General features: G+C 65.8%; 13 protein-coding genes. 2 read left to right on the top strand and 11 right to left on the bottom strand.

Annotated elements, in window-relative coordinates; all coding sequences use genetic code 11:
- The 8 genes from FFS49_RS03485 to ndk form a co-directional block, all read right to left on the bottom strand.
- A partial coding sequence (locus FFS49_RS03485; RefSeq protein WP_137950995.1) for a GTPase occupies window positions 1-659 on the bottom strand: 659 nt, incomplete at its 3' end.
- A 247-nt stretch (window positions 660-906) separates the two neighbouring features.
- On the bottom strand, window positions 907-2,052 hold the full coding sequence (gene bamB / locus FFS49_RS03495) for an outer membrane protein assembly factor BamB (protein ID WP_039360253.1): 1,146 nt from the start codon (window positions 2,050-2,052) through the stop codon (window positions 907-909).
- Between the two features lie 41 nt (window positions 2,053-2,093).
- Window positions 2,094-2,723, bottom strand: coding sequence for a tetratricopeptide repeat protein (locus FFS49_RS03500; RefSeq protein WP_039360256.1), 630 nt, complete (start codon window positions 2,721-2,723; stop codon window positions 2,094-2,096).
- A gap of 55 nt (window positions 2,724-2,778) precedes the next feature.
- Window positions 2,779-4,119, bottom strand: coding sequence for a histidine--tRNA ligase (gene hisS, locus FFS49_RS03505; RefSeq protein WP_039360260.1), 1,341 nt, complete (start codon window positions 4,117-4,119; stop codon window positions 2,779-2,781).
- A 16-nt stretch (window positions 4,120-4,135) separates the two neighbouring features.
- On the bottom strand, window positions 4,136-5,440 hold the full coding sequence (ispG, locus tag FFS49_RS03510; RefSeq protein WP_039360263.1) for a flavodoxin-dependent (E)-4-hydroxy-3-methylbut-2-enyl-diphosphate synthase: 1,305 nt from the start codon (window positions 5,438-5,440) through the stop codon (window positions 4,136-4,138).
- Between the two features lie 112 nt (window positions 5,441-5,552).
- Window positions 5,553-6,578 (bottom strand): helix-turn-helix domain-containing protein, encoded by a 1,026-nt coding sequence (locus FFS49_RS03515; protein WP_105818537.1) that lies wholly within the window; start codon window positions 6,576-6,578, stop codon window positions 5,553-5,555.
- 164 nt (window positions 6,579-6,742) lie between these two features.
- The gene (gene rlmN, locus FFS49_RS03520; RefSeq protein ID WP_046545853.1) at window positions 6,743-7,882 is read right to left on the bottom strand and encodes a 23S rRNA (adenine(2503)-C(2))-methyltransferase RlmN; all 1,140 of its coding nucleotides are present in this window, start codon (window positions 7,880-7,882) and stop codon (window positions 6,743-6,745) included.
- Window positions 7,883-7,937: 55 nt separating this feature from the next.
- Window positions 7,938-8,363: a nucleoside-diphosphate kinase gene (gene ndk / locus FFS49_RS03525; RefSeq protein ID WP_006478674.1), complete on the bottom strand. Its 426-nt coding sequence runs from the start codon at window positions 8,361-8,363 to the stop codon at window positions 7,938-7,940.
- 249 nt (window positions 8,364-8,612) lie between these two features.
- On the opposite strand from ndk, the gene FFS49_RS03530 reads away from it, so the two are divergent.
- A complete protein-coding gene (locus FFS49_RS03530) occupies window positions 8,613-9,311 on the top strand; it encodes a Bax inhibitor-1/YccA family protein (RefSeq protein WP_039360273.1) in 699 nt (232 codons plus the stop codon).
- 61 nt (window positions 9,312-9,372) lie between these two features.
- On the opposite strand, the gene rlmD is transcribed toward FFS49_RS03530, so the two are convergent.
- On the bottom strand, window positions 9,373-10,770 hold the full coding sequence (rlmD, locus tag FFS49_RS03535; protein WP_083417770.1) for a 23S rRNA (uracil(1939)-C(5))-methyltransferase RlmD: 1,398 nt from the start codon (window positions 10,768-10,770) through the stop codon (window positions 9,373-9,375).
- Between the two features lie 223 nt (window positions 10,771-10,993).
- On the opposite strand from rlmD, the gene FFS49_RS03540 reads away from it, so the two are divergent.
- The gene (locus tag FFS49_RS03540) at window positions 10,994-11,848 is read left to right on the top strand and encodes an endonuclease/exonuclease/phosphatase family protein (protein ID WP_105818538.1); all 855 of its coding nucleotides are present in this window, start codon (window positions 10,994-10,996) and stop codon (window positions 11,846-11,848) included.
- Window positions 11,849-11,881: 33 nt separating this feature from the next.
- On the opposite strand, the gene FFS49_RS03545 is transcribed toward FFS49_RS03540, so the two are convergent.
- Together FFS49_RS03545 and rpoS are read right to left on the bottom strand one after the other, a co-directional pair.
- Window positions 11,882-12,658 carry a 3'-5' exonuclease gene (locus FFS49_RS03545; RefSeq protein WP_039360281.1) on the bottom strand — a complete coding sequence of 259 codons (777 nt, stop codon included), beginning with the start codon at window positions 12,656-12,658 and terminating at the stop codon, window positions 11,882-11,884.
- Between the two features lie 3 nt (window positions 12,659-12,661).
- Window positions 12,662-13,750, bottom strand: coding sequence for an RNA polymerase sigma factor RpoS (gene rpoS, locus FFS49_RS03550; RefSeq protein WP_105818539.1), 1,089 nt, complete (start codon window positions 13,748-13,750; stop codon window positions 12,662-12,664).
- Window positions 13,751-13,754 lie beyond the last annotated feature (4 nt).

Here is a 13,754-nt window from a genome sequence, read left to right on the forward strand (position 1 = left end):
ACGTAGATCGAATCGCGCGTCGTGCCCGGCATGTCGAACGCGATCACGCGATCCTCGCCGATCAGCGCGTTCACGAGCGTCGACTTGCCGACGTTCGGACGGCCGACGATCGCGATCTTGATGCCGCGCGAAGGATCGTTCTCGTCCTCTTCCTCCGGACGGTCCGCATACGCGACGTCCAGCGCCTCGTTGATCATGTCGGTGACGCCGTCACCGTGCGCAGCCGAGATCGCACGCGGATCGCCGAGGCCGAGCTCGTAGAAGTCCGTCGCGACCGCCGTGTACTTCATCCCCTCGGCCTTGTTGACGACGAGGAAGATCGGCCGGCCGGTCTTGCGCAGGTAGTCGGCGATCGACTTGTCCTGCGGCGCGAGCCCGTTACGGCCGTCGACGATGAACACGACGACGTCGGCTTCCTCGACCGCCTGCCGCGTCTGGCGGGCCATTTCGTGCAGGATGCCGTCCTTCGCGACGGGCTCGAAGCCGCCGGTATCGACGACCAGGTACGGCCGCTCGCCGACGCGCCCTTCGCCGTAATGGCGATCGCGCGTCAGGCCCGGCAAGTCGGCGACCAGCGCATCGCGCGAGCGCGTGAGCCGGTTGAACAGCGTGGATTTCCCCACATTGGGGCGCCCAACGAGGGCAATGACCGGTTTCATCTGTGTTTTCTACGGTGAAGCGCAGCAGCGGGAGGCCCGCTGCTGCGGGCGGCTGCGCTGAATGAAAATATCACGAATTCGCGCCGCGCCGGATGCGCGCGCCTGGCGCGCGTTGCGCGCCGTCGTCTTTCGTCTCGAACTGCCTTTCAAATACCGAGCGGCCGGGAGCACCGGCCGCCTTCAAGTCGCGCGGCCGCGGCGCGCGGGACAAGCCCGTCGCGCCACGGCCGCGCATGTTTCCTGCGCGTCAGCGCGGACGGAATCCGTACAGGCCGCCGTCCTTCGTCTGCACGACGAGCGTGTTGCCCGCGAGGACCGGCGCCGCCGTAATCGCACTGCCGTCGGTCTTCATCCGTGCGATGAAGCTGCCGTCTTCGCGGGACAGGAAGTGCACGAAGCCCTTGTAATCGCCCAACACGACCGCGTGCCCGAGCAGATACGGCACGCCGACGTCACGGCTCTTGAGCTTGTCGTTACGCCACAGCTGGTTGCCCGACGCAGCGTCGTACGCAGTCACGACCGACCAGTCGTCGCCGCCGGCGACCACCGAATCGTCCTGCGCGAGACCGCTGCGGCTCGAGAACGCCTTTTCCCACAGCGGGCGGCCCGAGTTCGCATCGAAGCAGCCAAGCTGACCCTGGAACGTCACCGCGCAGGCCTCCGCGCCCACGAGCGTCGGCGGACCGCTGACGTCGTTGATGCGCTCGACTTCGGTCACGCCCTTCGGGAACGACACCGGGGTCTGCCAGAACGGCTCGCCCGTCTGCAGGTTGATCGCGACCAGCCCGCCGCCCGGGAAGCCCGCCAGCACCGCTGCGTCACCCGCGAACGTCATGCCGGCCGACACGCGCAGGTTCAGCGGCACCGCGCGGTTGCGGTAGTTCCACTTCTGTTCGCCCGTCTGCGCGTTGAACGCGATCACCTGGCCGTCGATCGTGCGGACGACCACGAGGCCGTTGCCGACGAGCGGCGGCGAGAAGATCTCGCCCTGCACGCTGGTCTTCCACAGTTGCTTGCCGTCCGGGCCCAGCACGAACACGCCGCCCTTCAGCGCGCCGACCGCGGTCAGGTTGCCGTCACTGCCGACACCGGCCGACAGGTCGGAGCCGACCTTCGCGCGCCAGAGCGTCTGGCCCGTCTTCGCGTCGATCTTCTCGACCGAACCGTTCTCGCCCGCTGCGTAGACGGCGTCGCCCACGGCCACCGGCGAGAACAGGTAGCGCCCGCCCTTGCCGACGCTCGCCTTCCAGACCTGTTGCACGTCCATCACGGGCTTGAACTCGGTGAGCGGCGTCGGCACGCGGCGCGCGTCCTTCGACGACGAGCAGGCCGCCAGTGCGAGGACAGCCGCCGCGCAGGCAACGGGCACAGCGTAACGTTTCAGCAAATTCATCGGTTAGCGAAGCAGAGTTAAGAGGTTGAGGGGACCGGGGTTCAGCCGCCAAGCGCGTCCAGCTTGAACTGCACGAGCTGACGCGCGGACTGGTCGTCCTTCGACAGGCCGTCGAGCGCGAGCTTGTAAGCCGCGCGCGCGTCGTCGGTCTTGCCTTGCGCGGCAAGCAGATCGCCGCGACGATCGGCCACGAGGCCCTTGAATGCATCGACCGGCGTACCCGACAGCAGCGCGAGGCCCGCATCGTACGCTTTCTCGTCGAGCAGCAGCGACGCGAGACGCAGCTTCGCGATCTGCTTGTACTCGTCGTCCTTGGCGTGATCGACGGCCCATTGCAACTGCGCCTTCGCACCGGCCGAGTCGCCGGCTGCGTACAGCGTCTTCGCAGCGGAGAGTGCAGTCATCTGCGCATAGGGCGTGCTGCCGAACTTGTCTTCCATGTCGGCGGCGGCGCGAGCGATCGTCGCCTTGTCGTTCGCGGCGGCGGCCTTCTGGACCTGTTCGTACAGCCCGGACGCCTCGGCAGCCTGACGGCGCTGCCAGTAGTTCCAGCCGTTGAAACCGGCCGCGACGACGAGCGCCGCGAGCACGATCCACGTGGTGAGGTTGCCCCAGCGGGCCCACCACGCCTTGACACTTTCAATCGATTCTTGTTCGTCGTGATAACTCATCGGCGAGCGATTCCTTCCTGTTCAGGCTTTTCTTGTCGAGCGGATGCCAGCGCGATCAGTCGTCGCCGTCTTCGGCGGATGCAACCATCGCATTGATTAGGAATTCGGTCAAGCCTTCGACCGGTACGGTCTGCTGAACGTTCTTTTCCCCATCTCCGCCCGCACCGCGCAGCGCTTTCACGCCCACCGTGCCGTTTGCAACCTCTTCTTCACCGAAGATCACCGCGAACGCGGCGCCGCTTGCGTCGGCCCGTTTCATCTGCGACTTGAAGCTCGCCGGCGCGCCGTCGGCACTGCAGTGGAAGATCACGTCGAGGCCCGTGTCGCGCAGGCGCTCGGCCGCAATGAACGCCTGTTCACGCGCGGTCTCGCCCTGGTGCACGACGTACACGTCGACGCCCTCCTGCTCGGGCGCGAGATCCTCTTCCTTCAGCAGTTCGAGGATCCGCTCGATGCCCATCGCCCAGCCGCATGCAGCGGTCGGCTTGCCGCCGAGCTGCTCGATCAGTGGATCGTAGCGGCCGCCGGCTGCGACCGTGCCCTGCGCGCCGAGCTTGTCGGTCACCCACTCGAACACGGTCAGGTTGTAGTAGTCCAGACCACGCACGAGACGCGGGTTGATCTTGAACGGAATGTTGTTCGCGAGCAGCAGGCGCTGCAGCCCTTCGAAGTGCGCGCGCGACTCGTCGCCGAGGAAGTCGATCAGCTTCGGCGCGTTCTGCGCGATTTCCTGCAGCGCGGGGTTCTTCGTGTCGAGCACGCGCAGCGGGTTCGTATACAGGCGGCGCTTCGCATCCTCGTCGAGCACGTCGGCGAACTGCTCGAGGTACTTGATCAGTTCGACGCGATGCGCGGCACGCTCTTCGGCAAGGCCGAGCGAGTTGATCTCGAGCTTGATGCCGGTCAGGCCGAGGTCGTCCCACAGGCGCTGGCACATCATGATGATCTCGGCATCCGCATCAGGGCCCGCGAAGCCGAGCGCCTCGACGCCGACCTGGTGGAACTGGCGATAGCGGCCACGCTGCGGACGCTCGTGACGGAACATCGGGCCGATGTACCACAGGCGCTTCGGGCCGTCGTACAGCATGTTGTGCTCGATCGACGCGCGCACGACGGCCGCGGTATTTTCCGGGCGCATCGTCAGGTTCTCGCCGTTCAGCGCGTCGGTGAAGCTGTACATCTCTTTTTCGACGATGTCGGTGACCTCACCGATGCCGCGCGTGAAGAGCTGCGTGTGCTCGACGATCGGCGTGCGGATGTTCTGGTAACCGTATGCGCGCAGCAGCGATTTCACCGTAGCTTCGAAGAACTCCCAAAGGCCGGCATCCTGCGGAAGGATGTCGTTCATGCCCTTGACGCCGGTGAGCTTCTCGATCTTGCGTTTTTGTTCAGTCATCGTGTGTGTGGACGAATTAGTTCGTGGCCTCAGCGCGGCCGTAGTTGCGTTCGACGTAGTCGCTGACGATCTGCTGGAATTCCTCGGCGATCCGCTCGCCGCGCAGCGTCTTGACCTTCTCGCCGTCGATGAAGACAGGCGCGGCCGGGTTCTCGCCCGAGCCCGGCAGGCTGATGCCGATATTCGCGTGCTTCGATTCGCCCGGGCCGTTGACGATGCAGCCCATCACCGCGACGTTCATTTTCTCGACGCCCGGATACGCCTTGCGCCAGACCGGCATCTGTTCGCGCAGGTAGGTCTGGATCTGCATCGCGAGTTCCTGGAACAGCGTGCTCGTCGTACGGCCGCAGCCCGGGCACGCGATCACCATCGGTGCGAACGAACGCAGGCCCATCGTCTGCAGGATTTCCTGGCCGACGATCACCTCACCCGTGCGCGACGCGCCCGGTTCCGGCGTCAGCGAGATGCGGATCGTGTCGCCGATCCCTTCCTGCAGCAGCACGCCGAGCGCAGCCGTCGACGCGACGATGCCCTTCGAGCCCATGCCGGCCTCGGTCAGCCCGAGGTGCAGCGCGAAGCCGCAGCGGCGGCTGAGTTCGCGGTACACGGCGATCAGGTCCTGCACGCCGCTGACCTTGCACGACAGAATGATGCGGTCGCGGCCGAGGCCCAGTTCGACCGCACGCTCGGCCGAGCCGATCGCCGACTGGATCAGCGCCTCGTACATCACGCTCTGCGCGTCCCACGGCTGCGCACGCGCACCGTTCTCGTCCATCATGCGCGCGAGCAGGTCCTGGTCGAGACTGCCCCAGTTCACGCCGATCCGCACCGGCTTGTCGTACTTGGCCGCAGCCTCGATCATCTGTGCGAACTGCGTATCGCGCTTCGCACCCTGGCCGACGTTGCCCGGGTTGATCCGGTACTTCGACAGCGACTCGGCGCAGCCCGGGTAGTCACGCAGCAGCAGGTGGCCGTTGTAGTGGAAATCGCCGACGAGCGGCACGGTCACGCCCATGCGATCGAGCTGCTCGCGGATCGCCGGCACGGCGGCCGCGGCCTCGGGCGTGTTGACCGTGATGCGCACCAGTTCGGAGCCCGCGTTCGCGAGTTCCTTGATCTGGATTGCCGTGCCGATCGCGTCGGCCGTGTCGGTATTCGTCATCGACTGCACGCGCACCGGCGCGTCGCCGCCGATCGTCACGAGTTGCCCGCCCCAGCGGACATCCACCGCATGCGATACACGGCGCGGCTTGTGCCCGCCGAACACCGGCTCGGTTGAACAAATCTGACTGCTGCGTGGGGATTGAGCTTCGGATTGCATCGATAGATCCATTTACGCGGAATGCGCCTCAACGCGGCGCATGAATTGAAAAAGCGCCGTGCCCTCACGGCCTGCCGATATCGTCGACAGGCCTTCGCCACGGCGCTTGACGTCAGGGCAACGTGAACCGCGCCACATTACCCCGCGCTGCCGAATATTTTGCCGGATCGACAGGTTTTCCGTCGAACGCGATCGCGTCGAGGCCCGCCTTGTTGCCGATCGTGACCTTGAACGGGCCGTCGCCGGCGACCTGCTTCGCCTCGCCGCCGTGCACCAGCCCGGAGAACAGCTCCTTGCCGCTCTTGTCGCGCACGCTGAACCAGCTGTCCTGCTTGACCTTCAGTTCGATCATCGACTGGCCGGCCGCAACCACGACGCTCGCCGGCTGGGCCGGTACTGCGGCGCTTGCCGTCGCCGTTGCCACGGCGGGCTGCGACGCGGCTGCCGTCACGACCGGCGCCACGGGCGCAGGCGCCGGAGCAGCCGACGCAACTGCCGGCGCCGGCGCTGCAGACGCAACGGCCGGGGCCGGAACCTCATTCGCGACTACGGCAGACGCGCCGCTCGAGGCGGCCTCTTCGACGGATGACGACGATGCCGCCGGCGCGCTCGCGGCCGACGCATGCTCAGCATCGCCGCTCTTGAAGCGCGCGAGCAGGCTCGACGAATCGCCGCCAGTGTGCCACATCAGTACGGCAACTACCGCGACGACGACGATCCCCGTGCCCCAAAGCCATGGGTGGTGCCGCGACGACCCGCCCAGCGGAATCGACACGCGGCCGCGCGGCAGATCCGTGCCCGATGACGCGGGCATCGACAGATCGACTTCCGGCACCCCGCGCTCACGGCGCAACGCCTGCGCGAACGGCTCCGGATCGACGCCGAGCATCTTCGCGTAGCTGCGCACGACACCGAGCGCGAACGTCACGCCGGGCAAATGGCTGATGTCGCCGGCCTCGAGTGCCCGAAGCTTCTGCGGTGCGACCTTGAGTCGCGCCGACACGTCATCGACGGTCCAACCCCTTGTTTCCCGAAGCTGCGCCAGTCGGCTGCCGACTGCCGCAAGCGATTCCAACCCCGCCGGTGCCGGCTTCGCGCCATTCGTCTCTGCGCCGTTAGACGGCTGCGGCTCACTCATCCTTGTCCTCGCGTCGATTCTTCTTCACTGGCGGCCGCCACCGGTTCACGCCGGCCGGCACCCGCAACTGTCCTTACCATGCGCGACGCCGAGGCGCCGCGACCGATCGCTATTCGCGTGTTGTACCGCTTAAAGGCCCTGGCATCCCCGGCCAGGCATCCCTGTCAAATCGCCCGAACTTCGATGATCTTTCCTGCTGCGCCCGTCCGTTCCGCGAGGCGCGTGCGGTCCTTCACTGCGCCGGCCAGCTGGCCGCACGCGGCATCGATGTCGTCGCCGCGCGTCTTGCGCACGGTCGTGACGACACCCGCATCGATGAGGACCTGTGCAAAGCGCTTGATCTGCTCCGGCTTCGAGCGGATGAGGCCCGATTCCGGAAACGGATTGAACGGGATCAGATTGAACTTGCACGGCACGTCGCGTGTGACGGCCAGCAGTTCGCGCGCATGCGCTTCGGTGTCGTTGACGCCGTCCAGCATGCAGTATTCGAAAGTGATGAAGTCGCGCGGCGCGACTTTCAGATAACGCTGGCAAGCCGCCATCAGCTCGCGCAGCGGATACTTCTTGTTGAGCGGCACCAGCTCGTCGCGCAGCGGATCGTTCGGCGCGTGCAGCGACACGGCCAGCGCGACCGGCAGCTCGGCGCCGAGGCGGTCCATCATCGGCACCACGCCAGACGTCGACAGCGTGACGCGACGGCGCGACAGCCCGTATGCGTTGTCGTCGAGCATCAGCCGCATCGCCGGCACGACCGCGCTGTAATTCAGCAACGGCTCGCCCATGCCCATCATCACCACGTTAGTGACGACCCGTTCGGCCTTGCCGTTCGGACCGGGCGCGCGACCCAGGGACGCTCGCAATGCAAATTCGGCCATCCGGAGCTGGCCGATGATTTCGGCTGTCGACAGGTTGCGGGAAAAGCCCTGCTTGCCCGTCGAACAGAAGCGGCAGTTGACCGCACATCCGGCCTGCGACGACACGCACAGCGTGCCGCGCGTCTCTTCCGGGATGAACACGGTTTCGACCGCATTGCCGTTTCCGACGTCGATCAGCCACTTGCGCGTGCCGTCGGCGGAAACGTGATCGCTGGCGATCTCGGGCATGCCGATCGACGCGCGGCCCTTGAGTTTTTCTCTCAAGGACTTCGCGAGATCGGTCATGCCGTCGAAGTCGCCAGCGTTGTACTGGTGGATCCAGCGCTGCAACTGCTTGGCGCGGAACGGCTTCTCGCCGAGGCTGCCGCAGTACGCGACAAGACCCTCGGCATCGAAGTCGAGAAGATTGACGGAAGTTTCGCTCGTCATGATGTGCTGCCTTGCCGCGTGCGCTGAATCCTGCCTACTTGCTGCCAGCCAGGGCTTAGCGCGAGTAAACGTTCATTTCCGGGAAGAAGAACGCGATTTCGACCGCTGCCGTCTCAGCAGCGTCCGAGCCGTGCACGGCGTTCGCGTCGATGCTGTCGGCGAAGTCGGCGCGGATCGTGCCCTTTTCTGCCTTCTTCGGATCCGTTGCGCCCATCAGGTCGCGGTTCTTCAGGATCGCGCCTTCACCTTCCAGAACCTGGATCATCACCGGGCCCGAGATCATGAAATCGACGAGGTCCTTGAAGAACGGACGCGCTGCGTGAACCGCGTAGAACTTCTCTGCGTCTGCACGCGACAGGTGTGCCATGCGCGATGCGACGATCTTCAGGCCGGCGCCTTCGAAACGGCTGTAGATCTGACCGATCACGTTCTTTGCCACCGCATCCGGCTTGATGATCGACAGGGTGCGCTCGATTGCCATAAAAACTCCAAAAAATTAAGAAGTTACAGGTTCAAATGAATCCGCTATTGTAGCACGATCCCGTGTATCATTGCGATTGAACCCTTACACGCATGAAAGGTTCAGAATCCATATGTTTTGTGCCGCCCGGCCATTGAAACCTCCCGGCACGGAACGTATCTTAGCCATAGCTGCTCCGGTTTGCTGCGCCGCACACCGCGCGCGCCGAACCGGCCCCGGACGCCCATGCGTTCAATGTTAGGAGAAACCATGAACGACTATCCGTACAATTTCGGCCGTGGCGGTTCCGTCAGCACCGCCGAGGTCCGCAACCGCGTGCTGCGGAACACGTACTGGCTGCTCGCGCTGTCGATGGTGCCGACCGTGCTGGGCGCCTGGGTCGGCGTCGCGACGGGCTTCTCGCTGTTCGCGGCCACGAGCCCGATGATGAGCCTGCTCGCGTTCTTCGCGATCGCGTTCGGCTTCATGTTCGCGATCGAGCGGACCAAAAACAGCTCGGTCGGCGTGTTCGTGCTGCTCGGCTTCACGTTCTTCATGGGCCTGATGCTGTCCCGGCTGCTGAGCTTCATCCTCGGCTTCTCGAACGGCCCGTCGTTGATCATGCTGGCGTTCGGCGGCACCGGCATCATCTTCGCCGCGATGGCGACGATCGCCACCGTCAGCAAGCGCGACTTCTCGGGGCTCGGCAAGTGGCTGTTCATGGGCGTGATCGTGATCCTGCTCGCATCGGTCGCGAACATCTTCCTGCAACTCCCGGCGCTGATGCTCACCGTGTCGGTACTTGCGATCGCGATCTTCTCCGCGTACATGCTGTTCGACGTCCAGCGCGTCGTGAACGGCGGCGAGACGAACTACATCTCGGCAACGCTCGCGATCTACCTCGACCTGTACAACGTGTTCACGAACCTGCTCGCGCTGCTCGGCATCTTTGGCGGCAACCGCAACTGACGTTCGCTACCCCCATGAAAAAACCGGCCCGCGGGCCGGTTTTTTGCGTCCGCCGCCCGACTCAGTCGCGCTCGAACAGCGCGATCGATTCGACGTGCGACGTATTCGGGAACATGTTCACGACACCGGCGCCCTTCAGGCGGTAGCCGGCCTCGTGCACGAGCAGGCCCGCGTCACGTGCCAGCGTCGACGGGTTGCACGACACGTAGACGATGCGCTTCGGCAGCGGGCCTTCACCGCTCTGCGCGATCTCGGCCAGCGCCTTCGACACCGCGAGCGCGCCTTCGCGCGGCGGGTCGATCAGGAACTTGTCGAACGCGCCGAGCGCCCGGATGTCGTCGCCCGTCACTTCGAACAGGTTCCGGCACGCGAACGTCGTGTGGCCGTCGACACCGTTCTCGCGCGCATTCGCCAGCGCGCGCGTCGTCAGCGTGTCGCTGCCTTCGATGCCCATCACCTCGCGCGACAACCGTGCGAGCGGCAACGTGAAGTTGCCGATCCCGCAGAACAGGTCGAGCACGCGGTCGTCGCGCGACGGGGCGAGCAGGCGCAGCGCGCGGCCCACCAGCACGCGGTTGATCTGATGGTTGACCTGCGTGAAGTCGGTCGGCTTGAACGGCATGCGGATGCCGAATTCCGGCAGCGTGTAATCGAGCGACACGTCGAGCGGATAGAACGGCGCCACCGTATCAGGGCCTTTGGGCTGCAGCCAGAACTGCACCTTGTGCTCGTCCGCGAACGCGCGCAGCAGCGCTTCGTCGTCCGCGTTGATCGGCTCCAGCACACGCAGCACGAGCGCCGTCACTTCCGAACCGACCGCGAGTTCGATCTGCGGCATCCGATCGCGAATCGACAGCCCCTCGACGAGCCTGCGCAGCGGCACGAGCATCGCCGACACGTGCGGCGGCAACACTTCGCAGCTCGTCATGTCGGCGACGTAGCTGCTCTTCTTCTCGTGGAATCCGACCAGCACGCCGCCCTTCTTCGCGACGTTGCGCACGGTCAGGCGTGCGCGGTAGCGATAGCCCCACGACGGGCCATGGATCGGCGCGAACATCGTTTCCGCGCGCAGCTTCGCCAGGTGCCACAGGTTGTCTTCGAGCACGCGCTGCTTGACCGCCACCTGGGCGCGCATGTCGAGATGCTGCATCGAGCAGCCGCCGCAGGTGCCGAAGAACGCGCATTTCGGCTTCGTGCGCATCACGCTCGGGCGCAGAATGTCGACAACCGTCGCCTGCTCGTAGCTCGGCTTGCGGCGGAAGCTCGAATAGGTCACGCGCTCGCCCGGCAGCGCGCCCTCGACGAAGATGACCTTGCCCGGCTCGCCGTCCTCGGTAATCGTGCGGCCGACACCGCGCGCTTCCATGTCGAGCGATTCGATCTCGAGGACCGGGGCGATTCCGGGCGCGACGGGCGCATTTCTTGATTTGCGCGCAGAAGTGGGGACGGCTTCGGACACCAGCTTTTCCTGACAAACGTTGAAGAAGGCGAGATTGTAGACGACGCAGGCCCGCATCGCCCGCTTTGCATGCGCCAAGCGTCGATACTTAAGCATAGCCGGCCCGCCATTGCACCGAAACGGCCAGACGGACGGCCCGGGCGCACCCGTGGCCGCGCGTGGCCCGTCGCGCCGACTCACAAGCGGCTCCGGGCCCGGGATCCGCCCGACAGGAGATTCGACCATGAAGCTGATCGACTGGAACATCCAATGGGGTCGGGACGCGGACGGCGGCGTCGATCTTTCACGCACCGTCGCCGCGATCCACGCGCTCGGCGACTTCGACGTGCTTTGCCTGCAGGAAGTCACGCGCGGCTTTGGTGCACTGCCCGGCGGGCCCGGTGCCGACCAGTTCGCCGAACTCGCGGCACTGCTGCCCGGATATACGATCGCCGAAGCGATCGGCGCCGACTTGCCGCCCATCGAAACCGGCGCACCGCGCCGCCAGTTCGGCAACGCGATCGCAACCCGGCTGCCGGTCAGGCGCGTGCTCCGCCAGTTGCTGCCTTGGCCGGCCGACGCCGGCGCGCCGTCGATGCCACGCGTCGCGCTCGACGTCGAGTTGCAGGCGCCCGTCGGGCCACTGCGGGTGGTCACCACGCATCTGGAATATTATTCGGCGCGCCAGCGGCTCGCCCAGGTCGACGCATTGCGCGACCGGCACCGCGAGGCCTGCACGCACGCGGCACGACCGGCGCCTGCCGAAACCGCCGAGGGGCCGTTCAGCGCGACCGGCCAGCCGTGCGATGCGATCGTTTGCGGCGACTTCAACAGCCCATTCGGCAGCGACGCCTATCGCCGATTCCTGGAGCCGATCGATGAGGCGCCGCGCTTCGTCGACGCATGGGTCGCACGACACCCCGGCCGGCCGCCACCGCCGACGGCGGGGGTCTACGATACGGTGCAATGGTCGGAGGGGCCGCTCACGTGCGACTTCGTGTTCGTGACCGAAACGCTGGTGCCACGCGTCACGCGCTGCGAGATCGACGGCGACGTGCGCGCGTCCGATCACCAGCCGGTGCTGCTCGAACTGGGATGATCGCGCCACCGTCCGCGGCGCACCTCGCCCGCGCTACGCGTCGAAGCCGGCCAGGTATTCGGCCCAGTGCGACGCAGGCTCCTGCGCAAGCGAGTTCTTCACGAGCAGGATCTCGTCCGCATACTCGCTCGGCGTCAGGCCGCCGCGCATCAACTGAAACCGGCAATACAGCAGGTAGGTATTGACGACGTCGGTTTCGCAATAGTTGCGGATTTCCTCGATCCGCCCGGCCTGGAACGCCGGCCAAACCTGGCTGCCGTCCATGCCGAGCTTGCCCGGAAAGCCGCACATCTTCGCGAGCGCGTCGAGCGGCGCGTTCGCGCGCGCCTGGTACATCGCGAGCACATCCATCAGGTCGGTATGCCGCGAGTGGTAACGCGAGATGTAGTTGTTCCACTTGAAATCGCGGTCGTCCTCGCCGAGGTCCCAGTAGCGGCTCGCGGGAATGCCGTGCACGAGCGCGCGGTAATGGAGCACCGGCAGATCGAAGCCGCCGCCGTTCCACGACACGAGCTGCGGCGTGTATTTCTCGATCACGCGGTAGAACGACTGGATCAGCGTCGCTTCGTTGTCCTGCGGCGTGCCGAGCGAGCGCACGCGAAACCCGTTGTTGTCGCGAAACACGCACGAAATCGCCGCGATCCGCTGCAGGTGGTGCGGCAGGAAATCGCCGCCGGTCTTCTCGCGGCGGGCCGCGAACGCATGTTCGGCCACCGCGGCATCGTCGAGCGTCGCGGGCAGGTCTTCCAGACGGCGAATGCCGTCGACATCGGGAATCGTCTCGATGTCAAAAACAAGAATCGGAGTCATCAGTTACAGAACGGCGTCCTTGCGCACACCGTTGGAGGCAAAAAACCGCTTGAGGCGCACCAGCGCTTCCTGCTGGATCTGGCGCACGCGCTCGCGTGTAAGCCCCATCTCGTCGGCCAGCTCCTCGAGCGTTGCCGGTTCGATGTGGTTCAGGCCGAAGCGGCGCTCGATCACATGCCGATGCTTGTCGGACAGCCGCGACAGCCACGCGCGCGTCAGCGTCTCGAGCTCGCGGTGCTGCACCTCCGCGTCGGGCGACTGGCTCTGGTCGTCGGGCAGCAGATCGAGCAGGCTGCTCGCGGGATCGAGGTCGAGCGGTGCATCGAGCGACGCCGTGTGCTCGTTGAGCGCGAGGATGTCGGTGACTTCCTCGGCGGTCTTGCCGGTGAGATAGGCGATGTCGTCGATGCTGGCTTCACGGCGCTCGGCCGCCTCGCCCGTCGACATCGAGTTCTTTTCGAGGTGGCGCTTCGCGCGCAGCACCTGGTTCAGTTCGCGGATCACGTGCACGGGCAGGCGCACCGTGCGGGCCTGATTCATGATCGCGCGCTCGATGCTCTGCCGGATCCACCACGTCGCGTAGGTCGAGAAGCGGAAGCCGCGCGTCGGGTCGAATTTTTCGATTGCATGCATCAGGCCGAGGTTGCCTTCCTCGATCAGATCGAGCAGCGGCACGCCGCGGTTCAGGTAACCCTTCGCGATGCTGACGACGAGACGCAGGTTGCGCTCGATCATCACCTGCCGCGCCTCGAATTCGCCGGCCTTGGCCAGACGCGAATAGCGCTGCTCCTCCTCGACGGTGAGCAGCGGCTTCACGCTGATGCGGTTCAGGTAATGCTGGATCGTGTCGGCCGTGAGCTCGGCCTGCAGCAGCGTGCGGAAATCGTCGACGTCGGGCGCCACCTCGGCGCGGCCTTCGCGCTCGTCGTCGCCGCCTTCCGCGTCAGAGTCGCGTGCCTCGAGGTCACGCTCGTTTTCCGCGACATCGTCTTCGTCGTCCGTCGAAGCACCAGCTCGCCCCACCGATGCTTGCGTGGCACGACTGATCTTCTCAGACTCGGCTTGCGGCTCGTGGCGCTTCGATTTCGGCATGGTC

It is taken from the genome of Burkholderia sp. 4NA327C6 (genome assembly GCF_005502655.1).
In the GTDB taxonomy this organism is placed as follows: Bacteria; Pseudomonadota; Gammaproteobacteria; order Burkholderiales; family Burkholderiaceae; genus Burkholderia; species Burkholderia contaminans.